Source organism: Pantoea sp. RSPAM1 (genome assembly GCF_038816185.1).
Taxonomy (GTDB): Bacteria; Pseudomonadota; Gammaproteobacteria; order Enterobacterales; family Enterobacteriaceae; genus Pantoea; species Pantoea ananatis.
In genome coordinates this window covers 2840529-2864992 of the sequence record NZ_CP046137.1, presented here as the reverse complement: position 1 = coordinate 2864992, position 24464 = coordinate 2840529, and the positions used below count along the sequence as shown (strand labels likewise).

Annotated in this window: 21 protein-coding genes and 1 riboswitch; of the genes, 11 read left to right on the top strand and 10 right to left on the bottom strand. The window is 54.2% G+C overall.

Translation table 11 applies throughout. The annotated features are described in order from the left end of the window. Positions 1–19: 19 nt before the first annotated feature. A complete protein-coding gene (locus GKC68_RS13900; RefSeq protein WP_028722874.1) occupies positions 20–904 on the bottom strand; it encodes an EamA family transporter in 885 nt (294 codons plus the stop codon). Positions 905–1083: 179 nt separating this feature from the next. On the opposite strand from GKC68_RS13900, the gene GKC68_RS13895 reads away from it, so the two are divergent. Then, entirely contained in the window at positions 1084–1806 is a 723-nt protein-coding gene (locus tag GKC68_RS13895) for a glutamine amidotransferase (RefSeq protein WP_028722873.1), read from the top strand. Here the strand turns inward: GKC68_RS13895 and GKC68_RS13890 are convergent. Continuing rightward, positions 1794–2357, bottom strand: coding sequence for a methyltransferase (locus tag GKC68_RS13890; protein ID WP_028722872.1), 564 nt, complete (start codon positions 2355–2357; stop codon positions 1794–1796). The two genes, GKC68_RS13895 and GKC68_RS13890, sit on opposite strands and share 13 nt — an antisense overlap. A gap of 234 nt (positions 2358–2591) precedes the next feature. Between GKC68_RS13890 and GKC68_RS13885 the strand changes: the two genes are divergently transcribed. The 3 genes from GKC68_RS13885 to GKC68_RS13875 all read left to right on the top strand — a co-directional run bounded on the left by GKC68_RS13885 (position 2592) and on the right by GKC68_RS13875 (position 6144). Continuing rightward, positions 2592–4112: an aldehyde dehydrogenase family protein gene (locus GKC68_RS13885; protein WP_028722871.1), complete on the top strand. Its 1521-nt coding sequence runs from the start codon at positions 2592–2594 to the stop codon at positions 4110–4112. 174 nt (positions 4113–4286) lie between these two features. Continuing rightward, complete coding sequence (locus tag GKC68_RS13880) at positions 4287–4466, top strand: hypothetical protein (RefSeq protein ID WP_342656268.1); 180 nt, start codon at positions 4287–4289, stop codon at positions 4464–4466. 469 nt (positions 4467–4935) lie between these two features. Then, complete coding sequence (locus GKC68_RS13875) at positions 4936–6144, top strand: cupin domain-containing protein (RefSeq protein WP_028722869.1); 1209 nt, start codon at positions 4936–4938, stop codon at positions 6142–6144. Between the two features lie 98 nt (positions 6145–6242). Here GKC68_RS13875 and GKC68_RS13870 read toward each other — a convergent pair whose 3' ends face one another. The 7 genes from GKC68_RS13870 to GKC68_RS13840 all read right to left on the bottom strand — a co-directional run bounded on the left by GKC68_RS13870 (position 6243) and on the right by GKC68_RS13840 (position 13745). Next, positions 6243–6590, bottom strand: coding sequence for a DUF4440 domain-containing protein (locus tag GKC68_RS13870; RefSeq protein ID WP_033777985.1), 348 nt, complete (start codon positions 6588–6590; stop codon positions 6243–6245). A gap of 26 nt (positions 6591–6616) precedes the next feature. Further along, entirely contained in the window at positions 6617–6940 is a 324-nt protein-coding gene (locus tag GKC68_RS13865) for an ASCH domain-containing protein (RefSeq protein ID WP_342656267.1), read from the bottom strand. A 74-nt stretch (positions 6941–7014) separates the two neighbouring features. Next, on the bottom strand, positions 7015–7971 hold the full coding sequence (locus tag GKC68_RS13860) for an alpha/beta hydrolase (protein ID WP_058706693.1): 957 nt from the start codon (positions 7969–7971) through the stop codon (positions 7015–7017). Positions 7972–8096: 125 nt separating this feature from the next. Continuing rightward, a complete protein-coding gene (locus GKC68_RS13855; RefSeq protein WP_264252759.1) occupies positions 8097–9569 on the bottom strand; it encodes a glycoside hydrolase family 1 protein in 1473 nt (490 codons plus the stop codon). A 10-nt stretch (positions 9570–9579) separates the two neighbouring features. Then, positions 9580–11427, bottom strand: a complete 1848-nt coding sequence (locus GKC68_RS13850; protein ID WP_263794231.1) for a beta-glucoside-specific PTS transporter subunit IIABC — start codon at positions 11425–11427, stop codon at positions 9580–9582. Between the two features lie 122 nt (positions 11428–11549). Further along, positions 11550–12404, bottom strand: coding sequence for a PRD domain-containing protein (locus tag GKC68_RS13845; protein ID WP_342656266.1), 855 nt, complete (start codon positions 12402–12404; stop codon positions 11550–11552). 354 nt (positions 12405–12758) lie between these two features. Next, a complete protein-coding gene (locus GKC68_RS13840) occupies positions 12759–13745 on the bottom strand; it encodes a LysR family transcriptional regulator (RefSeq protein WP_342656897.1) in 987 nt (328 codons plus the stop codon). Between the two features lie 12 nt (positions 13746–13757). On the opposite strand from GKC68_RS13840, the gene GKC68_RS13835 reads away from it, so the two are divergent. From GKC68_RS13835 to GKC68_RS13815, 5 genes are all read left to right on the top strand, one after another. Then, positions 13758–15323, top strand: a complete 1566-nt coding sequence (locus GKC68_RS13835) for an NADH-quinone oxidoreductase subunit L (RefSeq protein WP_263794228.1) — start codon at positions 13758–13760, stop codon at positions 15321–15323. A gap of 29 nt (positions 15324–15352) precedes the next feature. Then, positions 15353–17884 (top strand): DUF2309 domain-containing protein, encoded by a 2532-nt coding sequence (locus tag GKC68_RS13830; RefSeq protein ID WP_028722860.1) that lies wholly within the window; start codon positions 15353–15355, stop codon positions 17882–17884. A 606-nt stretch (positions 17885–18490) separates the two neighbouring features. Continuing rightward, positions 18491–19609, top strand: coding sequence for an alkene reductase (locus GKC68_RS13825; protein ID WP_028722859.1), 1119 nt, complete (start codon positions 18491–18493; stop codon positions 19607–19609). A gap of 14 nt (positions 19610–19623) precedes the next feature. Continuing rightward, positions 19624–19938 (top strand): helix-turn-helix transcriptional regulator, encoded by a 315-nt coding sequence (locus GKC68_RS13820; RefSeq protein WP_342656265.1) that lies wholly within the window; start codon positions 19624–19626, stop codon positions 19936–19938. 373 nt (positions 19939–20311) lie between these two features. After that, positions 20312–20644: a hypothetical protein gene (locus GKC68_RS13815; RefSeq protein ID WP_047714410.1), complete on the top strand. Its 333-nt coding sequence runs from the start codon at positions 20312–20314 to the stop codon at positions 20642–20644. A gap of 220 nt (positions 20645–20864) precedes the next feature. Here GKC68_RS13815 and GKC68_RS13810 read toward each other — a convergent pair whose 3' ends face one another. After that, positions 20865–21773 carry a LysR family transcriptional regulator gene (locus GKC68_RS13810; protein ID WP_026020967.1) on the bottom strand — a complete coding sequence of 303 codons (909 nt, stop codon included), beginning with the start codon at positions 21771–21773 and terminating at the stop codon, positions 20865–20867. Positions 21774–21873: 100 nt separating this feature from the next. On the opposite strand from GKC68_RS13810, the gene GKC68_RS13805 reads away from it, so the two are divergent. Both GKC68_RS13805 and GKC68_RS13800 read left to right on the top strand, forming a co-directional pair. After that, entirely contained in the window at positions 21874–22989 is a 1116-nt protein-coding gene (locus GKC68_RS13805; RefSeq protein WP_230624268.1) for an FAD-dependent monooxygenase, read from the top strand. Between the two features lie 395 nt (positions 22990–23384). Beyond that, positions 23385–23467: riboswitch (ZMP/ZTP riboswitch) on the top strand. Between the two features lie 16 nt (positions 23468–23483). Beyond that, entirely contained in the window at positions 23484–24116 is a 633-nt protein-coding gene (locus tag GKC68_RS13800; RefSeq protein WP_342656264.1) for a LysE family translocator, read from the top strand. Positions 24117–24464: the final 348 nt, after the last annotated feature.

The window sequence follows — 24464 nt, the reverse complement described above, 5'->3', positions numbered from 1 at the left end:
TGAAGCATAGCATCTGACTTTAACGACGACGTAAGCGTGGAAACCGCGCGTGCATGCGAAGATTACGCAGGTTAATTACCGCAATGGTCGTGCCCAGAATGACCAGCGAGGCGCCAATAATTTTGAAGCTGTTCAGGCTGTCGCCCAGCACCACGATGCCCATTAAGACCGCCAGTACCGGCGTCAGCAGCGAGTAGGGCATGATCAGGTTGACGTTGTATTTCTTCAGCAGGGCATACCATAAGGTATAGGCGACAACCGAGGAGGCGATAGCGCTGTAGAGAATGGCAAACCAGCCGCGCCAGCCTGCATGTTGCAGGGCATAAAGCTGATGTGATTCAAACATAAAGCTGGCTGCGCCGACAATCGGCAGCGCCAGAAACGCAATCCAGCCCGTTAGCGTCAGCGGCTTGATCGGCGGTGATTTTTTGACTATCAGGTTGCTCACGGCCCAACCCGTTGCACTGCACAGCAAAATACACAGGACCCACCAGGCAGGAATGGTGGGGCTGCCGGACAGCACCACCACGCCGCTCAGGGAAATCATAATGCCGATTAACTGAACCAGGCGCAGTTTTTCTTTCAAAAAGACCATCGCCAGCAGCATCGCGATTGGCGTGCCTAACTGCACCACGATCGCGCCTGTACCGGCATCGGTATAGCGCATACCAAGAAACAGCAGTGAGAAGTGCATGAAGCCAAACGTAAAGGCCAGCAGCAACAGCCAGGGAAACTGTTGACGGTTGATGCGGCAAAACGGCACCAGCACAATCGCCACCACGAAAAAACGCATCCATGTCAGGAACAAAGGCGGTAAATCCACTAAGCCCCATTTCACCGCCACGTTATTAAAGGCCCAGATGGACACCACCATCAGAACCATAAAGAAATGCCGCACTGCCACAATGTTATCCTTTGAAAAAATACCCGTTACCCGATAATCATGGCACGAAACCCGTGCGCTTAAGACAATGATTAACGTTTTTTTTATTTAGTTAACTCTAAAAATTCATAAGACTTTTACAACAGTTACTGTCAGACTGATTATCCGAAACGTATACGCCTGTGAGGATTCGATTCGGTATGACTTATGCACCTGCCTTACCTCTTGCCCTAATCCAGTTAGATGTTCCTCCTGTCAGTGTGGTTGAGAAAATCGGTGAACAGCCGGTCTGGTTTATTGATGCCCTGAATTTACAGCCTGACGAATACCTTATCGTCCGTCCCCATCTGGGCGAAGCGTTGCCGCAGTTTACTGAAATCTCAGGGGCGATATTAAGCGGTTCGTGGGCAATGGTGACCGACCATGCTGACTGGAGCGAGCGCACTGCCGCCTGGATTCGTGCGGCCGCTGACGCGCAGTTACCGCTCCTTGGCGTGTGCTATGGGCATCAGCTTATGGCGTATGCGCTGGGTGGCAAAGTGGCGGACAATCCCCATGGCTGGGAGCGCGGATTACTGACACTGACAGCAACGGACGCCGCAAAGCACGATCCGCTGCTGGCAACCTTACCCACGCATTACGAGGCCTGGCTTTCACATCGTCAGTCGGTGGTGGTGCCGCCGCCGCAGGCGAAGATTCTGGCACAGTCGGAAAAGGATCACTGCCAGGTGCTGCGTTATTCTCCGCATGCGCTGTCTGTCCAGTTCCATCCGGAGTTTACGCGCCACATTATGGATGCCTGTTTATCAGACGATGTGGAAGGCGACGGTGCGGAACTGCAGGGTGCGGACTGGGCGCGCAGCATTTTAACCCATTTCTGGCTGCAAACGCGCCCGGCGGTTAACAGTGCTCAGGGCGCATAGTGGCGGGTACAACGATAAACCCAGGCGGGTGGCACATTTTTTAATACCCGCTGACGTTCCCAGGTAAAGTAGCGGGACAGATCGGGCTGGGTCAGAGAGGTGTACTGGAACTGCACAAAAACACCGTTTGGGCCCAGCGCGTGATAAACCGCCTGCAGGATGGCATCCCGCAGTTCCGGTGATAATGACAAGAGCGGCAGACCAGAAAAAATAGCGTCATAGCTGCCGTTGAGATACTCCGCCGAACAGGTACGAACGGTCATGCGTTCATCCTCCAGCGCAGTAAGTTTTTGCGCCAGCGCGCTGCTGATTTCAAATACGTCCAGCGTCGCGTCCGGTGCCATCTGCGCCAGCAGACGACGCGTCAGAACACCATCGCCCGCGCCCAGTTCGGCAACCCGCAACTGATCGCTCCACACCACCGAGTCAACCATCGTGCGACACAGCGCCTCCGATGAAGGCGTAATGCTGCCCATCTTGCGCGGATTACGGATGAACTGGTGGACAAAATCTGCCTTTGCGCGCATTAACGTGAAAGCCGAAGCCAACATGCTGACTTACCTCCAGAGTGAACCTATCCCCATATTGACCCCATTCGCACCAAAAGTTTCCAGTTAACAGGCGAAGCGGCAAAAAGTCGGAATTATCTGTAGTGGCCATAACGGAAATTTCCTTCGTCGCGGTCACAGTTTAACGACAATAAACCTGTCAGGCTGGCGCTGATCGAATATGTTAACAATAAGTTTCATAGTTGTTTCACATCATACAGCGTAAGGAGATTCAGCATGCGTTATGCCGCTCCAGGAGAACAGGGTTCTCTCATCACTTTGCAAAAGCACTACGGTAACTTCATCAACGGCGAATTCGTCGCCCCGGTCAACGGTAACTACTTCACCAACACGTCTCCTGTAAATGGCTCCGCCGCAGGCGAGTTTCCCCGCTCCGATAAGGCCGATGTCGATAAGGCAGTGGCTGCTGCTGCCGCGGCGGCGGATGCATGGGGTAAAACCTCGCCTCAGCAGCGCGCGCTGGTGCTGCTAAAAATTGCCGATCGCCTGGAAGAAAACCTTGAGTATATGGCGGTCAATGAAACCTGGGATAACGGCAAGCCAGTGCGGGAAACGCTGGCCGCTGACATGCCGCTGGCCGTGGACCATTTCCGCTATTTTGCCGGATGCGTCAGGGCACAGGAGGGCAGTGCGGCCGAAATCGACGAGTTCACTGCGGCTTATCACTTTCACGAGCCGCTGGGCGTAGTGGCACAAATTATCCCGTGGAACTTTCCGCTGCTAATGGCGGCCTGGAAGCTGGCGCCGGCCCTGGGGGCAGGGAACTGCGTGGTGCTCAAGCCCGCAGAGCAAACGCCACTGTCGATTACCCTGTTTGTTGACCTGATTAAAGATCTGCTGCCGCCCGGCGTGGTGAACGTGGTGCACGGCTACGGTAAAGAAGCAGGTGAGGCGCTGGCATCACATCCTGGCATCGCCAAAGTGGCGTTTACGGGATCGACGGCGACGGGCGGCCATATCCTGGAACTGGCCGCCAAAAGCCTGATTCCGTCCACCGTGGAATTAGGCGGCAAATCCCCTAACATCTTCTTTGAAGATATCATGCAGGCTGAAGAAAGCTTTATTGAAAAAGCGGCGGAAGGGGTTGTGCTTGGCTTCCTGAATCAGGGGGAAGTCTGCACCTGTCCGTCGCGGGCGCTGGTACAGGAGTCCATTTACGAGCCCTTTATGGCGGCAGTGCTTAAACGCATTAAAACCATCAAGCGCGGCGATCCCATGGATACGGAAACGATGGTGGGCGCGCAGGCTTCTCAGCAGCAGTTCGATAAAATTCTTTCCTATCTGGAGATCGCCCGTCAGGAAGGAGCCGAGATTCTAACCGGCGGCGGTGTTGAGACGCTCGATGACACGCTGGCCAGCGGCTACTACATTCAGCCGACGCTGCTGAAAGGCAACAACAGTATGCGCGTTTTCCAGGAGGAGATCTTTGGCCCGGTGGTGGGCATCACCACCTTCAAGGATGAGGCAGAGGCCATCGCTATTGCCAACGACTCCATCTACGGCCTGGGCGCGGGCGTCTGGACCCGGGATATTAACCGCGCGTATCGGGTAGGCCGCGCAATCAAAGCCGGACGCGTATGGACCAACTGCTACCATCTTTATCCCGCCCATGCCGCCTTTGGCGGATACAAAAAATCGGGCATTGGACGTGAAACCCACAAAATGATGCTCGATCACTATCAGCAGACCAAAAACCTGTTAGTGAGCTACAGCATCCAGCCACTGGGTTTCTTCTGAGCCCCGGCGGCGTGCTTCGTGCACGCCGCGTTTTCGCATAATCATTGTCATATAAGCGTAATCTGCTTGTGACAGGGTAATTAGCGGCTATTATCGATCCTTCGCAGTGATCATTTCTTGCCTGTGTTGACTGGATTTCCTGCTCCACAATGGATAACTGAACAGAGACGATTTATGCAAAAAGCCGATGACTATCTGAACCTGTTGGATGATGTGCTTGATGGACCTGAAGAAAGCATCATCATTGTTAATTTGCCTGAACGGCACAGCGCTTACTCGTCTTGCCCGCAGCAGCGTGTTTCAGCGCGCGCCTCACAACCTGCTGCTCAACCGCGCCGGGAAATCGTGCTCTGACGCCCTGATATCCACGTCTGGCATTCACCTCCCCCCGGCCAGACGTTCACCTTTTGCACGCGTCACAGGCGTCATCAACGCCTGATTTCAGTAACATCGCGCGGGCCATTAACGTTTACATCCCCACCCATTGCGTTCCTTCTGGTGACTATAAGGCAATGCGCCAGCCTGAGAGCTTGCTTCTACTGGCCCGCGCATGTAACGAAGTATGATCAGCCTGAGGATTGCTGTTCTGCGGGAAAGTTACCTTTTCGTGCCGCTTAAACGTCAATAACAATAAGTAACATTAACCATTCCTAAACCATCTGCAAAGAGTTCGCACGGGTTGTTAATTTTTGCGCCAGGACAGCCGGACATATGTCATCAAAATTTACATATCCCATAAATAAAATTTAAGTTAGCCCGCTATAAATTTCTTATGACAGTGCACGTCAGCGACTTTATCAGCAAGGAACGAGGTCTTTTATTTATGAGTAAATTAACCCGAAGAAGCTTTATGGCCTTTGCGGCAGGCGGAACGGTCGCGCTGGCGGCCGGACAGGTTCACGCCCATGACAGCATTCAGTCCTTTTCCGGCGGTGGCCGGGATCCCGGCCCGCACGATCCCATCCGCGAAGCGGAAAACCCGGACATCGTGAATCCCCCGGCGACGGACAGCGGCACCTTACCCAATCTGCGCTTCTCCTTCAGCGACGCGCACGTGCGTAAGAGCAGCGGCGGATGGACGCGTCAGGTCACCAAACGTGAGCTCGGCGTCTCCACCACCATTGCGGGCGTGGATATGCGCCTGAACGCCGGTGGCATTCGCGAGCTGCACTGGCATAAAGAGGGCGAATGGGCCTATATGACCTACGGCAATGCCCGCGTCACGGCATTTGATACCGATGGCACCTGGTTCGTGGATGATATTGGCGCGGGGGATCTCTGGTATTTTCCGCCGGGCATTCCGCATTCAATTCAGGGGCTGGGGCCGGACGGCTGTGAGTTCCTGCTGGCCTTTGATGACGGCGGCTTCGATGAAGACAGTACCTTCCTGCTGTCCGACTGGTTTAAACATATCCCGCCCGAGATACTGGCTAAAAACTTCAAGGTGCCGGTCTCAACCTTTGCCAAACTGCCGTCGCCCGAAGATGAATATATCTTTGCCGCACCGGTGCCCGGCAGCCTGTCATCCGTGCAGGTGAAAGGGGCCACCCAAGCCAAACGCACCTTTACGCACCACATGCTGGCGCAGGAACCGATCAAGGCGCCGGGCGGCACGGTCAGAATCACTGACTCTTCGACCTTTAAGGTTTCAAAGACCATCGCGGCTGCGCTGGTGGAGATCGAACCCGGTGGATTGCGCGAGCTGCACTGGCATCCGAACAACGACGAGTGGCAATACTACCTGGAAGGTGAAGGGCGCATGGGCGTGTTTGCGTCGTCTGGGCAGGCCAGAACCTTCGACTATCGGGCAGGGGACGTCGGCTATGTGCCGTTCGCGATGGGCCACTATGTTGAAAACACCGGCAAGGGGCCGCTGCGTTTCCTGGAGTTATTCAAAAGTGATTATTACGCTGATATTTCCCTGAATCAGTGGCTGGCCGGTACGCCACGCGATTTGGTGAAAGAACATCTGCAGCTTGATGATGCCTTTATGGATGCGCTATCCCTGCAGAAAAACCCTGTGGTGAAATAACGCTCATGGCCGCATGTCGGCCATGATTGTCACAGGTTGTGGGTCTGTTTTGCTACTGCGTGGGCAGCCCACGCGTTTTCCCCACACCCAAACTCTGATCAGGCGGCTGCCGTGCTGCCCTGATGAAAAATCATCTGCCAGCCATGCGCTGCGGATAAAACCCAGTGGGACGAACGTAATGCGGCACGGCTGCCGTCTGGCTGCGCGGTGCGGTAAAGCAAAATGGCATGCTGAGTTCCGACCTCCATCAGTTGAAAGTCGCTGCTGATAATGGCCTGCGCGTTCTCTTCGTTCATCAGCGCCACGATGATTTGCTTACGGTTCAGCAGCGTGCCTGAAAGGGTGATCTCTTTAAATTCGGGATGCAGTCTTTGTTCAAGCCACGCTAAATCGTGGCGCTTTTCATGATGCAGGCTGCATTCCAGCTGTTTAAGCACATCTAACATGACATTCTCCGGTGAAAACAGCGTCGTCAGGTCTCATTCTCAAGCGGCGCGGAGTGATGAATCACCTCAACCTGTGAATCGAGCTGAATCGCAGGATAATGCGCCTGCATTCCTGCTAGCAGCACCGCATCGGGCCACTCATCGCTTTTACCCAGATACTGCGCCACGGATGACAGCGGCAGAGTGATCACGCGTTCAACGTTGACGATGACGACGGATTCAGGATCTTCGCTGCTGATGTAGCGCAGCGGTCCTGGGGTAATTTTGGCTTCCTGCCAGCGTATCGTATGGCGTTTTTCCCCCGCTCGCAGCGCTTTCATCAGGCGGGGAACGATGTGCAGCGTTTGCATTGATGACTCCGGGGTGAGTTAACGTTTGTCGTAAATCCTGGCAGGCCAATCGCCCGACCGGGCTGATCCTGGCGTCATGCGCAGGGATTAAAGCGCGACAGCCAGCGCTGACGCAGTTCCCTGGCCTGCAGGGAAACGGCCGCCGTGTCGCTGGCATGGAAGCCATGAAAGGCACCAGGCCAGACGTGCAGCTCGACGGCAACGCCGGCACGGATCAGCCGTTGCGCATAATCGAGGTTCTCATCCAGAAACAGGTCCAGCGTGCCGACGCCGATCCAGGCAGGAGGAAGCCCGGCAAGGTTGCTGGCGCGTGCCGGCGCGGCATAAGGCGAGATCGTTTCGCTACCGGGTTCCTCGCCCAGCAGGGCGGTCCAGCCAATACGATTATATTCGCGTGTCCAGACAAACTCGCCAGTCACGGGATTGGGATGTGTTTCCGTCACCGTGCGGTCATCCAGCATCGGGAACATCAGATTCTGGAAGGCCAGTTTGGGGCCATTACGATCCCTTGCCAGCAGCGCCAGCGAGGCGGCCAGCCCGGCACCGGCGCTGTCGCCCATCAAACCAATATGGGCCGGATCGATGCCCAGCCCGTCGGCCTGACGCACCATCCAGTTCAGCACCCCATAGCAATCCTCCAGCGAACCGGGAAACACCGTTTCCGGTGACAGGCGATAGTCTACAGAGACCACCACGCAGTTGTGGCGCAGCGCCGTTACGCTGGTCAGTGAAAGGGATTGCTCCGGGCTGCCAAACAGATGACCGCCGCCATGAATATGCAAAATGCCCATGCGTTTTTCGGCGGCGGTTATGGGCGTTATCACGCAGACTCTGACAGGCGGATGGTCGGGGGAATCGATGCTGCGTTCTTCAATATGCAGTCCGCCGTCACGGTAGCTCTGAACCTGTTTTACCGCCGCGTCCTGGCGTTCGCGACGCAGCGCCACAATGCTTTCCGGGGTAAGCTCAAGCGGCGCACTGTTTGCCAGGGCGGGCAGCAGTTCGGGATCGACCAGATGCAGGGTGTTCAAATCAACCTTCTCCTTGGGTTCAGATGGCAGCGAGTCTGTCTGCCGTATCAGCATGACAGCGGCTGAAATAACATGACCTGCCGACAGCGCCTGCCTGCAGGTCATGATGATGGCGATAAACCGGATCAGCAGCCGGTGTCTTCACCGTTAGAGGCAATCAACTTTTTATACCAGTGATAGCTCTTTTTCAATGAACGCTTTTGGGTGCCGTTGCCCATATCATCCTGATCCACGTAAATAAAACCGTAACGTTTAGACATTTGACCGGTACCGGCACTCACCACGTCGATCGGCCCCCACCAGGTATAGCCAAAGAGCGCGACGCCGTCGGCAATGGCTTCTTTCATCTGTTCGACATGCTGGCGCAGGTAGTCAATGCGATAATCATCATCGATGCTGCCGTCGGCCTTAACGGTATCCACCGCGCCCAGACCGTTTTCGGCAATAAACAGTGGCTTCTGATAACGGTCATAAAGCTGGTTCAGGGCCAGACGCAGCCCTTTGGGATCGATTTGCCAGCCCCATTCACTGGTTGCCAGGTGCGGGTTACGTATTCCGCCGGTAATCAGGTTGCCCTGCGCGCCGGTCAGCTTTTCGGGATGGGCGCTGACGGTGCTGGACATGTAATAGCTGAAGGAAACGAAGTCTACCGGATGTTGCCGCAGGATCTCATCGTCACCCACGGCTTTGGTCAGCTGAACGCCTTTCTCCGCCAGCATTCTGCGGGCATAAGCCGGATAGTAGCCGCGCGCCTGCACATCGCTAAAAAACAGCGAAACGCGCTGCATCTCTTCACATGCCTGTACGTCATCGGGATGACAGGTATGCGGATAGAGGATCTGATAGCTAATCATACAGCCCACCTGGGAGCCGGGAATGATCGCGTGGCAGGCCTTAGTGGCCAGCGCACTGGCGACAAACTGATGGTGCGCGCCCTGATATTTGTCCTGCTCCAGATGAGGATGACCTTCCTCGATCACGCCGACGCTGACGTAAGGATGGTGCTTCACGCAGTTAATCTCGTTAAAGGTCATCCAGTACTTCACCTTGTTGCGATAGCGGGTAAACACCGTGGTGGCGAATTGCACGTAGAAATCCACCAGCTCGCGATTCGGCCAACCGCCGTAATCTGTCACCAACGCCAGCGGCATCTCATAATGCGAGAGCGAGACAATGGGTTCGATCCCGTGTGCCAGCAGTGCATCCAGCACCTCATCATAAAACTGCAGGCCTGCCTCGTTAGGTTCGACCTCATCGCCGCGCGGAAAGATACGCGTCCAGGCTATCGACATCCGGAAGCATTTAAATCCCATACCGGCGAACAGCGCGATATCCTCCCTGAAGCGGGCATAGAAACCGTTGCCTTTGCGCTTAGGATAATAATTTTTACTGTCCGGGTTTTGCGCCTCCTCGACCTGCGCATGCGTCATGCTAAGCCACTGATCCAGCCACTGCGAGGGCGGTGTGGCCGCGTCAAAGGTATAAACATCGGACACCGATAACCCTTTGCCACCGACATCCCATGCGCCTTCAAGCTGATTCGCGGCGGTCGCACCGCCCCACAAAAATCCCGCTGGAAAGGTCGTTGAACTCGTCATGCTTTGCTCCTTAAACCGCCGCGGCGGTGAGTGTAAGAAAGGCCTCGCGACTGGCGATGTGCCCGGTAGCTTTTACCGGACGAATCTCGTCATAGCGCTCGCTGTTGGTCACAATGACGATCACGCTCGGATCAATGTTCTCCGCCTGAAGCGCGGCCCGATCGAAGGTGACTAACAGATCGCCCGTGCTGATCCGCTGCCCGGGCTGAATATGGCTGGTGAAGTGGCGGCCCCCGAGTTTGACGCTGTCGATACCAATGTGGATAAGGATTTCCACACCGGTATCGCTTCTGAGTCCCAGCGCATGGTGAGTTTCAAACAGCGACTCGACGTGGCCGTTCACGGGAGAACGTAGCTCGCCACCAGAGGGATAAATAGCCAGCCCTTTGCCAAATATCTCATCGGCAAATACCGGGTCCGCCAGCGCATTCAGCGGTGTGATCTCACCGCTGACAGGCGCAAAAAGCGTCTCGGGTTCGTGGTGCCAGGCGCCGGATGCGGACGTCCCATCGGCGGCGGGCGAGTGGGCAGATTCATCGAAGCCCAGCATCACGGTGAGCAGGGCAGCGCTGCCGAAGGCGATTGCCAGACTGAGCAGGGCATAGATAAAGGTCGGGCCGACCAGCGCGGGGATGCCGGGCAGCCCGCTGAGCGCAAACGCATAGGTTTTTACCCCCATCGCCATCGCGAATGCGCCGCCGCAGGCCCCGCCGAGCAGAGCGGCGGCAAACGGGCGTTTATAACGGATGTTGATGCCGTACATCGCGGGTTCGGTAATGCCCATCGCGGCACTGAAGCTGGTGCTGAGCGCCAGTGACTTAAGCTTTTTCTCTCTGGCCCGCAGAAACACGCCGAAAGCCGCACCGGCCTGGCCGAGATTCGCAACATAGAAAAGGATTTTAAACGGATCGAAACCCAACTGGCTGATGTTGTGGATCATCACAGGCACCAGCACATAGTGCATGCCGGTAATAATAATCAGTGACAGGGTCCCGCCCACCACGATGCCCGCAACCATCCCCATGTTTTCAACCAGCCAGATAATGCCGTCAGTCAGCGCGTTACCGGCAAAGATCCCCAGCGGACCGATGGCGATAAGCGTGACAGGCGTGACGATCAGCAGGCTCAGAAGAGGAACAAACATGGTTTTCAGCGAGGCGGGCATCATGCTATCGATCAGGCGTTCCACGTAACTCAGTAGCCATATCGACAGCAGCACCGGAATTACCGTTGAAGCATAGTTCACCGCTGGCACGGGTATTCTCAGGAAGTGGATCGGCTCACTGGCGTTGAACAGGGTTTGCAGGGTAGGGTGAAACAGCGAGGCCGCCAGCGCAACGGCAACGTAAGGGTTGGCACCAAACCGCGTTGCCGCACTGAACGCCAGCGCCAGCGGCAGGAAGTAAAATACGCCATCGCTAATCGCCAGCAGGATCTGATAGCTCTGATTGTGCGGTTCGAGCCACTGAAAAGCCACCAGCAGCGCCAGGATCCCCTTGAGAATCCCTGCGCCTGCAATGGCGGGAATAATGGGCGAGAAGATGCTGGATAACCCTTCCAGCACTGCCGATACCGGATTGCGGCGCGAGGTCGGGCGCGGCGGACTTTCCTTAAGCGACAGCTGGCTCATTAGCGCCTTGTACAAGGGGGCGACCTCATTGCCGATGATCAACTGAAACTGATCGCCAGAGAGGTTGACGCCAATCACGCCCTCCAGCGCGTCCAGCGCATTACGATCAGCCAGGCTGTTATCTTTAAGTAAAAAACGCAGGCGGGTAATGCAATGAAATAAAGACAGGACGTTATCTTTTCCGCCAATCAGGGTAATAATGTGTTGAGCGGTTTTGTGATAATTCATAAATTCCTCCAGACTGAAGTCAATATGACGTCATCCACAATGACCGGCGTTAACCGGCTGGGTCGTTTTCTGGGGTTTGCCTGATTGAACAGTGACAAGCCGAAACCTGTTTTTAATATCCTTTACGGGGGTAAAACGCTGGGCGTGCTGCGCTGCACAATATTCTCGATGTGTACTGTCAGATAGAGTTTTTCAGAATGACTCATGCTGTGGTGATAATGCTTTTTAACAAATTCATTAATGGCCTCAACGCATTTTAGCGTGCGGGCATAACGCTGCTGCGCCAGCGCAAAAAATTCCTCATCGTTATTATTTAACACCTCGCCATCGATCACCCGCTGAGCAAAAAATTTCAGGTGCGTTATGAAGCGCTGATAATTCAGGCTGTGCTCATCCATTGACAGGGTAAAAAAGTATTTTACGATTTGCTGTAGCTGATACAGGAGTTGGGTAATTTTCGCGGTATTTCCCAACGTATCGTGAAGCCCGGCGTTGACGATATGCAGCGCAATGCTACAGGCTTCGCTGTCCGGTAACAGCATACCAGTTCGGGCCACCACCATGCCCAGCGCCTCATGGCCAATCGCGTACTCGTCGGTATAAAAGTGGCGCACTTCCCACTCAAGCGGATTAGTGAACGGCGCGTTATTTTTATGGCGTTGCAGCGCGAAGTGAAGATGGTCGGCCAGCGTCACATACAACCCTTCGCTTAATTTATGGTTCAGCGTTTCGCGCGCCAGGCTGACAATATCGGCGGTAAGCTGAAGAATATCGATGGGAACTTCACTGATCAGATCTTTAAAGCGCGCAGAGATCAACGAATCTTCCAGACGAAATATCTTTTCTGCTTCGCAGGGATGAATGCGGGCGCCGTGGTGTGTATTAAATCCCAGGCCGCGACCGGTTAAAATAACTTCAAGGCCGTTGTCATCAACGGCACTGACCACATTATTATTCAGTATTTGTCTGACCAGCATCGCTCACTCCTGAAACAACATCGGGCAAAACATAAATACAGCGTTGAAGGGAAATTCCCCCAGCCTGCACTCAGGTTTTGCCCGATAATCGGTAACAAGCGTGATGCCGTTTTATTCTGGCACCTGGAAAATTGATATTCAATACAGAATTGTGCAGCGGGTTATTTGGCGCGCCGATTTGTGATCCGCTTTACGAAAAGCAATACAGGAAACGGTTACGCAAGCGTGGAATCCCACTTCAAATACCAGGACACAGACAACTGCCAGCAGAGAAATACGATAAGACTGACCTGCCGATCGTGGCATTTGCCCGCTCTTTGCCCATTAGCAGGCAAAGAGCGATAGCGGTGATGCTTAATCGTGCACCTGGCGTTTTTGGCCCGTCAGAAGTTGTTCAAGCACGTCGATACGGTGACGTTGAGGCGTCGTAATGGCGTAGAAACGCTCCTGGAGTTCCGCAGACTGGCCAACGGTGACGAGCAATCCGCTGCGCAGTTCATCCTGAACGACGACCTCGGGCAATACGGTGAGCCAGCCGCTGTCACGCGCGATCAGACGCAGCATCGCCATGTCATCGACTTCAGCGCGCACTCTGGGCCTTACGCCCGCTGTGGAACACAGCGCATCAAACTGCGCGCGCAAGGTATGGCGTGGGCCGGGCAGGGCAATCTCCACGCCATCCAAATCTTCCGGGATGCGCAGACTGCGCGATGCCCATTTGCTCGCCGGGCCGACCAAAGAGATGGACTGACTGCCCAGAAACACGAAGTGCAAAGGGCGATCGGTATCCACGGGAACGGTTTCATTGGCCAGCACCACATCGAGCTGATGTTGCATCAGCCTGACCAGCAGGCCTTCCAGTAATCCGGACTCCAGCGTCAGCACCACACCAGGATCGGCAAGTGCAGGTCGAATCCAGTTTTCCTGATAGTTGCGCGACAGGGTTGCCACGCTGCCCACGCGCAGCCGTGTAACACCGGCAGAGCGGCCTTTTAAGCGTCCCAACATCTCCTGACTGAGCCCAAAGATGTTATCAGCATAAGCCATGACCAACTGACCTGTGTCCGTCAGGATCAGGCGGCGGCCTTTACGGATTAACAAACTTTCTCCCAGCCGGTCCTCAAGCTGTCGGATTTGCACTGAAACGGCTGATTGTGAGGTCGCCAGCTCTTCGGCCGCACGCGTCAGGTGCCCGAGCCTGGCGACTCGCCAAAAATAGAAAAGGTGATGAAAGTTCAGCTGGTTGAGGTTCATTCGTTCTATTTTTGGTATTGATTTATTAAAATAAATATATTTTACAGAATACTTACCGTCAAGGAACATAGGCTCAGTCACATTTATAAGGGCTGTGCGATGAAAATCCTTGAAGTTTTATACCTGGTTTGTTTTTTGGCTCCTGCGGTTTTAATGGCGGGCTTAGCAGGGCTCACACGTTTAAGTGGGATGTCTACAACGGCGCTGTGGCGTGTGCTGCAGATTGTGTCATATGGCGCTATTGCCTTCGCAGGTGCGTCTCTTGCCGCGGGCACCAGTGGGGCGCAATGGCACGGTTTAGTCAAAGCAACGACCTTTGGCCTGGTGCTGGCTTTGCTGGTGCAACTGCTTGGCAAAGTCATCGCATCATTTTCTGTACGTTACCTTGAAGGGGAAGCGAACCAGCGGCGCTACATTGGCGCACTGTCCGCTGTACTGGGCAGTGTTCATCTGCTCTTGTTGGCCGATAACTGGCTGTTACTCATTGCCGCCTGGGCCGCTGTAGGCCTGGCGCTACAGCAGCTGCTTTGCTTCTATCCCGATCGCCCCTTTGCCCTGTTTGCGGCACACAAAAAGTATATTGCTGACCGGATAGCAGACGTGATGTTGCTCGGCGCTTCCGCGCTGGCCTGGTGGGAAGTGGGTAGTTTCTCGCTGTCAGCCTTGTGGACGCACATTGCCCAGCAGGGGGCGTCCGTGCCCTTGCAGGCGAGCGCCGTTATGCTCGTGATGGCGGTTATTCTTCGCACGGCCTTGTTGCCGGTGCATGGCTGGTTGATACAGGTGATGGAAGCGCCAACGCCGGTATCTGCGCTGTTGCATGCAGGCGTCGTTAATCTTGGCGGATTTGTCCTGATTCGCTTCGCCCCGATGCTAGAACAGGCAGGTGCTGCGCGCGTGTTGTTACTGGTTTTCGCGCTGATGACCGCTGTACTGGCAGGCATTGTCATGCTGACGCGCATCAGCGTAAAAGTACGGCTGGCCTGGTCCACCGTCGCGCAGATGGGCTTCTTGCTGCTTGAGTGCGCGCTCGGCCTTTACACCCTGGCGGCTCTGCATCTCATTGGTCATTCGCTCTACAAAGCCCATGCTTTCCTGTCCGCTTCAGAAAGCGTAAGACAAACTCGCCAGCAGATACTGCACCGGACCTCGTTGCCCGGCACCCTGAGTGTGATGCTCGCTCCAGTGCTGACGATTTCAGCGGTTTTCCTGGTGCTGATGCTGGCAGATCTGGCCGCCTGGCCCTGGTGGTGGAGCGGGGTGTTGGGCATGGCGTGGGCGCCCTTGTTGTGGTTGCCTGATGCGCATGACGACGGCGCTTCACGTGCCTCACAGCTTCTTTTCGGGCTCTTCACTGTTATCGGCCTGTCGATGATTGCCCTTTTTCTGCATGCGCTGCCGCTCGGCCTGCAGGATGCTCCCGATGAACGTCTGGGCCTGATCGCGCTGGCAGGAATGGCGGCCTTGTATCTGTGCCAGGTGTTGCTGCAAAAGCAGCCACAACGCCTGTCGCGCTGGCGTCGCTGGAGCTACGCGGGATTTTACCTGGATGAAGCCTACACGCGCCTGACGCTGCTCCTGTGGCCAACGACCTGGTCATCCGGCAATGCCTCGCCCGTTCAACCTGTAATACCTGATGCACCTGTTGCTGACAGGCCGCGCTGAATAACACTGACAACCCGGAGCGTTTCCTGATGGATACACTGACCAACAAAGAGAAATCCGTGCCGGCGAACCTGACGCAATCCGCACGCAATGCAGATTCACGCCAGGCCGCCATCGAGCAAGCTTGCCACCGCGCCTGCCAGGCGATTGCACCGGCATGGCCACTGGATCGCGCCATCGCTGTCAATCCTCATTGGGCGCGTATTGGCATGCCAGTGCGCAGGGTGGCCGCGCGCATGGCTGCGCTCGGCGGTATTCAGGTTTTCCCACCGCGCGATCGGCAGATGCAGGCCTGGCGTGAGGGGCGTATTAGCGTTGCCGATCTCACCCAGGCGCTGCACCAGCTACCTGAGGCGCAAGCGGCCGGCCTGACGGTTGAACAGTGCACGCAGGCGCTGCAAGCAGGTAGCCTGCAAGTACAGTTACCGCTGCTGATCGATGTGCTCGACAACGATCCCCATCGCCACAAAAGGTTATCCTGGCGGCAAGCCATCACGCATCAGGTTAGCCAAACCTGTGCGGCTTACTTCGACGAACACCAGGCGAGCTGGCAGCCTGAGCGTCATCAGGGCTTATATGCCTTCTGGCTCGACACGCTGAAGCACGACCATGGCATTGGCCTGTTAATGGGCTTGCCGAACATCAGGCAGGCTATCAAAGCGGTACCGGATAACGCCATGGACGCTGAAGGCTGGGTCATTGAGCGGCTTGGCCTGCCTGAAACCGTGTGGGCAGATTATCTGGAGTCGGTGCTGCTTACCGTTAATGGCTGGGCTTCCTGGTGCGCGTATCTCGGCTGGCAGGCGGGACTGGCGGGCGGTGAGGATGCGCACCTGCGTGAGTTACTGGCTATTCGTCTGGCCTGGGGCATCATCCTTTTAGAATGCAAAGAGGATGCCGCCACCCGGCAAGCATTTGCTTCCGTTCAGCAGGCCTGGACTCAGGCTCCTCATGTGCTGGAGGAGACCGAAAACGCGATGCGGATTGACGAAGTGTGGCAGCTGGCGCTGGAGATTGGCTATCAGCGTGAGTTGGCGCATCGGCTGGCCAGGGGGCAGGATGTGGGCGCTGAGGCGATCGACGTCCAGGCCGCTTTCTGCATTGATGTTCGCAGTGAACCGTTGCGCCGCGCCCTGGAGGCCGCGAGTCCTGGCATTCAGACGCTCGGCTTTGCGGGGTTCTTCGGCCTTCCGGTTGCGTACACGCCTCTTGCTACCCAAGCCCGGCGCCCCCAGTTACCCGGCTTACTTGCGCCTTCCATCGAGGTCAACGACCGGATTGTGAGCGCGAATTCGACGCCATCCCGGGCCGATACCGCGCTGCAAAACGCAGCAAGTAGATCGCGTCAGGCCCGATTTGCCATGGCCGATCAGTGGAATGCCGTTAGCCACTGGCCCGGTTCCGCCTTCTCCTTTGTAGAAGCGGTCGGACTGGGCTACTCCGTCAAGCTGGTCAAGGGGTTACTGCCGGGCAAAAAAGCACGTGCCAGGGACGATCTGGCTGGCCTGGCTGCGCGTTACCGCGCGATCTGCCGTCCACAGTTGGTTGGGCTGAATACAGAGGCTAAAGTTAAGCTGGCGGCGGGGGTTCTTCATGCCATGGGCCTGGCGCAACGTCTGGCTCCGACAGTGCTCCTTGTCGGTCATGGCAGCCAGTCAGCTAACAATGCTCACGCAGCGGCACTGGACTGTGGTGCCTGCTGTGGCCAGACCGGCGAAGTGAATGTGCGCAGCCTGGCCCAGTTGCTCAATGAACCGGCGGTTCGCCAGGGGCTGAAACTGCAAGGCGTGGACGTTCCTGATTCAACGGCGTTCGTGGCTGCGCTGCACAACACGACCACCGATGAAATCGAGTGGTTCGATCTCGACCTGTTGCCCCAGGCGGCCCGTGCACGCTGTGAAAGGATACAACCGATTTTTCATCAAGCCTGCGACCAGGTACGCCGTGAGCGGGCGCCCGGCCTGCAGCTGGACCCACAAGCGCTTGAGGATGTGTTACTGGGTCAGTTACGCCGTCGCGCTAACGACGGCGCGCAAACCCGACCTGAATGGGGACTCGCGGGTAACGCAGCCTTTCTGATCGCGCCGCGTCACCGTAGCCGCGGCGTAGTGCTGAGCGGGCGCAGTTTTCTGCATGACTACGACGCCAGTCAGGATGTTGACGGTAGTCTGCTTGAAGGTTTAATGACCGCCCCGATGCTGGTTACACACTGGATCAACTGGCAGTATCACGCATCCACTTGCGATCCGCAGCGACTGGGCAGCGGCAACAAGGTGCTGCATAACGTGGTGGGTGGACATCTCGGCGTCTTTGAGGGCAACGGCGGCGATCTGCGCATCGGCTTGTCACGCCAGTCGCTCCACGACGGCGAGCGGTGGATGCACGAGCCGCTGCGCCTGACAGTGGTTATCGACGCACCGCAAACGGCCATCGAAGCGGTAATCGGAAAGCATGAGGTCATCCGGCAACTGCTGGATAACGGCTGGCTCCATCTTTGGCGCTTTGAGGCGGCAGGTTTGGCGCGCTATGCGCGCGGAGGCTGGCTCGCGTTGGACCTGTAGCGTACCTGATCGCCCCGAGCCGTTTGCGCGAAATTGAGCGGCTGCCTGTTCAGGGCAGCCTCTGCAAACGGCTGTTACCGCCCCCGGAAGACAGTGGACGCCATGCCGGTACACATCTTCAGCCATTGCTGATGCAAGGGGGATGACAAACGGCCCCAATGCTCTGTCGTGTTTGAGATGCTCAATCCAGGCTTGCTGACCTTCTGCGCCAAAGATGCGTTTTACCGAAAAATACCGACTGCTGGATTAGGTCGCCTGGCAGAGATTAACCGCGCCCGTTAACGCTGCGTGCGTGCGGGATAATCAGCATCAGGGAGGAGAGTTAATTTCTGTGGATGTCGATGACATCACCGCATCGGCGATCGCTTCGCACCAGGCGCAACGCCTGCTCCGCACGACATCGGATTGAGAATGCGCGCGGGATCGTGTTCGCTGTGCGCGAGGAGGAGACATCCACCGTTTTCCTGATGCGGAGAGCGGTTTTGTTGGCGTCGTCACTGACTCATTAACAGGGAGCAGGGCAGTATGACCGCACAAATTACACATTTACAAATTTAAATGTGTAAATATAATTTCGCCTTTCTTTCTTCTCACAGGATATTTGTTATGTCGTCTCTCTTCGCGCCCCTGACGCTGGGTGATCTCAGCTTGCGTAACCGTATTGCACTCCCACCGCTAACCCGTTGCCGCAGTGAGCAGCCGGGCAACGTACCCGGCACGATGATGGTGGACTACTATCGCCAGCGTGCCAGTGCGGGATTTATGGTGACCGAAGGGACGCAAATTGAGCCACGCGGACAGGGATATGCCTGGACACCTGGCATCCACAGCGAAGCACAAATCGCGGGTTGGCGAAAAGTGACCGACGCCGTTCATGCAGAAGGTGGGATCCTCTTTTGCCAGCTCTGGCACGTTGGTCGCGTATCGCACAATGAACTGCAGCCCGGAAAGCAGCCACCTGTTGCACCTTCAGCCGTTGCCGCCAGCGGCGTGCGGGTGTTTATCGAAACCGGGCCCGGTGCTGGTGTCCTGACGGAACCCAGCATGCCACGCGAGTTAACCACATCGGAAGTGAAAGCGATTGTGGCGATGTACCGTACGGCGGCGGAGAATGCCAAAAAAGCGGGCTTTGACGGTGTCGAACTGCATGCCGCTAATGGTTATCTGATCAATCAGTTTATTTCTGAACATACTAACTTCCGCACCGATGAATATGGCGGTTCGCTTGATAACCGCCTGCGCTTCCTGCGTGAAGTGACCGAGGCCGTGAGTTCAGTGTTTGGCAGTCATCGTGTTGGCGTGCGTTTCGCGCCTCTGTTCTCAAGCACGGAGGAAGAGCGCGTTTATCTGGGGCTGGTGGAGAGCGATCCGCAGGCTACCTACCTTCGTGCGGCCCAGATGCTGAACGCGCTCGAAACGGGATATCTCTCCATCGCCGAAGCTGACTGGGACAACAGCCCGGATATGCCTGAAGATTTTCGTAAAGCGCTTCGCGAAGCCTTCCGTTCGCCCATTATGTATTCGGGCCGTTACACCAAAGAAAAAGCTGAGCGCATGCTGGAAAAGGGATGGGGAGATCTGTTTGGCTTCGGGCGCACGTTTATCGCTAACCCCGATTTACCGGCGCGTTTTAAAATGGGCTATCCGCTGAACGAGGTCGATAGCGCCTCACTGTATGGTGGAAGCCAGAAAGGCTATACTGACTATCCTTTTTATTCTGCTTGAGGTTTGAAGACGGCATGACACCCGAAAATGCCATTAAATTACTGGCCAACCCGACACGGGTAGCGGTGCTCAAATGGCTTAAAAACCCTGACGAAGCCTTTGCTGATTATTCTCAGCTCTATCCCTTCGATCAGTACGGTGTCTGTGCCAGTCTGATTCAGGACAAAGCGGGCCTTTCACAGCCCGCTACATCGCTGTGTCTTAAAGCGCTGCACGATGCCGGTCTGCTTGAGGCCAGTAAGGTAGGCAAATGGACCTACTATCGCCGACGCGAAGAGGCGGTATGCGAAATGAATGAGACGATCATCAGGTCGCTCCAGCAGCTGTAGTCGGCTTCTCAAAAAGGAATGACCCTCTTAAAACCGTGCGTCAGACTTTAAAATCACCCGCATATGCGCTCAAGGTTATCTTCAAGTTCATAACAGGTAAGGCGACCAGCACCCAGCAAATTAACATAGTACGTTGTAAGCAAGTTACGCTCCAGGCACGGTGGGGACCGCCTGAAGCATCGCGAGGTCCGCGATGAGCGAAAATCGGACATAGTGCTGAACTTAAATAATGATCCCTTACTGATCTTTGCGAAAAAGGCCGTTAACCCTGACCAGTAAAGACAAGGCAAAATCACGCATCCGGTCATTCAGTCGCGTCTGGTCAAGATATGATATCCTCCAGGATACTTACAGCATTGAGAGGCGAGTCCGGATGGAAAAGACCTTCACTCCTGAACAAATTGACATTATCAATCGTGTTGTCTTCAGCCATATAGATAAAATGACTGAGGAAGTGGCTAACATAGTTGAAAAAACAGAGAAAGCCGCGCACCAGCAACTATCAGATCATGGTATAAATATGGCAGATTTTTATCCTGCCAATCAGCAATTTCTAATGATGACGATCGTACAGACATTGATAGACCGGGTGCATGGTGGGGACATGGCTCTTGCTCAAAAAATGATAACCATGGAAGCGAAAAGACTGAATGTCAGCGTCAGTGTCAAGGCTGTTAAATCAGGCGGATCGGGCTTGAACGATTAAATTGCTAATCATGTCCGCTTCTGGCACGATGCGGAATTAGGAACAGGCCGATTTTCGCCATGAGCGAAAAGTGGACGCTCAGACGGCATATTTAGATCGAGATGTTTTCAACAAAAGGCTTAAGTCAGCTTGGGGCCGCTATCTGGAAAAAGCTTCACCTACAAAAAGTTTCGCCAGCTTTTCTTTCCACCTGGTTCAATGTATTGGATTGCTTAGTCAGTCACACTCCTTCCTTAATGTGTATACCCAAATGGGTAATAGCCGATTGCAGGTGTTCTAGAAACACCTTCACTTTGACCTGTAAATATTTTCTGCCGGAATAGAGCGCGTATAGCACCAGATCTTCAGGTTCGCGATTACAGTTAATTTTAACAAGCGAGCCGTTGTTGATTTCTGATTCACAGGCATGAAGAGGCAAAATGGCGAAACCAAGTCCTTTTAGCGCCGCAGCCTTGGCCATCTGTCCACTGTTCACCTTGTAGCTGGACTGTACCTGGACGGTTTGGTTCTGTTTGAATCTCCAAGGCATTCCCTGGAGCACCGACATACTTGTAATACAGGGGATTTTAGTTAGGTCATCAACTAATTGTGGTGGTGGATGACGTTCCAGAAGTTCTGGTGCGGCTACCACACAACTCGGCCAGCGCAGAATTTCTCTGGCAACCCAGCAAGAATCCTCCAGTGGCCCACGTCCAAAGCGCAATACCAGATCGAATCCATCCAGTAGTCCCTCAGTGGGATCTAATTGTGTGTCACAACTGAGCTGTATTTGTGGATGCTGAATGCAGAAGTCAGCGAGAATGTCTGCCATAAATGGAAGGTCTGGTGTAATGATCTTCAGGTGGCCTGATAGTGAATCACCAAATAATGATACTTGCTCCAGAGCATGATCCAAAGCGTGAGTGAGCGGCGTGATGGATTGATACAGCAGTTTCCCAGCTGCGGTTGGTATTATCTTACGCGTCGTGCGCTCCAGCAGCCGCACATGAAGTTGTTGTTCAAGTAAAGCGACATGTCGACTGACATTGGATGATGGCAATTGAAGCTGATCTGCCGCGAGCTTAAAACTCAACTTTTCATAAACGGCCTGGAAGCAGATCAGCCACTGCATTTCTAATTTCTCAATCATTTATTATCCCAAAAAATAAGATTAACAAAACTATAATTCCATATTTATCACTAATCAGGTGGTCATTACAATTTCCGTTAACTTTGGTAATAGGAAGGTAATGATGACCAGAACTAAGAGAATTGCCATCATAGGTGCCGGGATTGCTGGAATGTCTCTGGCAATCCTCGCAACCAGGCAGGGCCATCAAGTCAGCCTGTTTGAGCGTGGCAGCAACGTGTTGTCTATGGGCGCGGGTGTGACGTTATGGCCCAATGCCATGTTCGTTATGCAGAAGTTGGGGCTGGACAAAAAGGTCATGAAAGTGGGGGACACACCACGCATAATGCGGCAGTTTGATCAGCATGGCCTCCTTCAGTCTGAGTTCAATATATTAACGGTAAACTCACTTTGCGGTTTTCCCAGTGTGGCAGTTTTAAGGCGTGAACTCATGAGCTTATTGGCCGGTGAGTTAGAGAGTCTGGATAGGGGGATCAAGTTCAATTGTGTGATCACTGCAACGGACGTGATGAAGTTGAGCCATCAATTTGATCTGGTAGTCGGGGCAGACGGGCGTATGAATTCAGTCGTCCGCCGCGCATTATATACGGAGAAAGTCACTGCTCGTTATCATGGTTTTGTGAACGTAATAGGTATAGGAAAACAACGTAAGGGCATCCTGAAAAACGCTATTGATGAATTTCGCGGTCAAGGTGAGCGTTTTGGAATAGTACCAGTGAATGATGGGTGGTGCTATTGGGCAGGAGCCTGGAACGCGCCTGCTGACAATGAACATACCCCGACGCATTGGGGCGATGAATTGCACCGGCGTTTTCGGAACTGGCCTGATCCTGTGCAGAATATGCTGCTGTCATGTGAGCGTTCATCAGTGAATGGTATTTTTGTTCATGACATTGATCCTCTCCCATTTTGGCATCAGGGTAATATCTTAATAATTGGAGACGCAGCTCATGCATCCTTGCCGACATCTGGACAGGGAGCATGTCAGGCGCTGGAAGATGCCTGGCATCTTGCTCGTTTACTGAATGAAACCGAAGATATGGAGAGTGCTCTGCAAGGATTCTACCAACACAGGCATATAAAGACCTCAGCAGCACAGTTGGTTGGAAGACAATTTGCTAAGAAGATTTTTTGTGAACAACCTGAACCCCTGCTGCCCACGTCCGCTATTTCCGCTGCAGAACTCAGTCGGTTTTGGATGCAAGGTTTAACGTAGTTAGCTTTTTAAACGAACTCATTTGGATTCAATATACCCTCATGTCAAACGAATAATGATAGATGCATGTTTTTGATAAGCATTGCCCTACTGTAGATAATAACACAGTACGGATCTGGCGATGTCCGCTCCTGGCACGGTACGGTCAGTTAACCGAGCCGGACGTCAGTTGCGAGTGCGCAGTGGAAGTTTGGAATCCATACTCACCTTGAAGTGTCCTGAGTACTGAGGATCTGGGACTTAAGTAAGCGGTTAATTCGGCATATACAGGCATTTAGGCCCATTTCGGCGGCCATAACCATAAGGCCCCGAGAATAGAGTAAAATGCTCACTGTCGCAGCAATCAATGTTTATTATTTGCGAAGCCCTGTGTCGTTGATATTGTGTAATAATAAATGCGCTCATGTTACTGACGCTTAAAGATAGATCACTATCGGGGAGCATGGGTCATTGCTAGCCGCGCGTCTGGGCATAACCTTCCCTGGAGATAAGTTATGCCTGATTACGTACATATTCTTACTTTTGGTCTGGTTGCGCTAGGAATGGTATTAACTCCCGGCCCAAACATGATCTATTTAATTTCTCGCTCCATTTGCCAGGGAAAACGCGCTGGGCTTATTTCCCTGGGGGGCATTGCGCTTGGCTTTGTCTTCTACATGCTTTGTGCAGCATTCGGCATAACAGCATTTGTGTTTGCCATTCCTTATGCCTATGATTTACTTCGTTTTGGCGGAGCTGCTTACCTTCTCTATCTCGCCTGGCAAGCTTTAAAACCCGGTGGAAATGCCCCTTTTTCCGTTAAAGAGATGTCGGTTGATGGCCCTAATAAACTCTTTATGATGGGCTTCATTACTAATCTCGCTAACCCTAAAATTGCCATCATGTATTTATCTTTGCTTCCACAATTTATTCAACCAGACCATGGCAGCGTTCTAAGTCAGTCACTTGCCCTGGGATGTGTCCAAATCTTTATGAGCCTGATGGTAAATTCCGTGATTGTCCTTGTTGCAGGTTCAATAACAGGGTTTCTTTCAAGTCGTCCTTCATGGATAAAAGCGCAACGTTGGTTTATGGGTACTGTACTGGCAGGGTTAGCCCTGAAGATTGCTTGCGAGACAAAGCGATAGTGATTGTTTACCACTAATGAGCACATCCTGATTTGCTTCTCATAAGCTAACATAGAACAATGCTATCAATGTCCGCTCCTGGCACGAACAGGACGCTATTTTCAGGCCCGCTATGAGCGAGAAACGGTCATTCAGGCTATCCGATCAACGGCCAGAGTTTAGAGCCCATTGCCAAAAATGAGACTTCTCTCTGCAGGTGATCCATTTACGGGAACGCAGGACTTGCCCCAATAAAATGAGAGTTGGATCTGAGCGGCCTGTATTATTCTTTTGAAGTTTCCTTCTTGAGAAGGCTTCTGTTGGAGTGCACAACCCCGTGCTTGCCCTTCGCAATGAGTGAATTCTTTT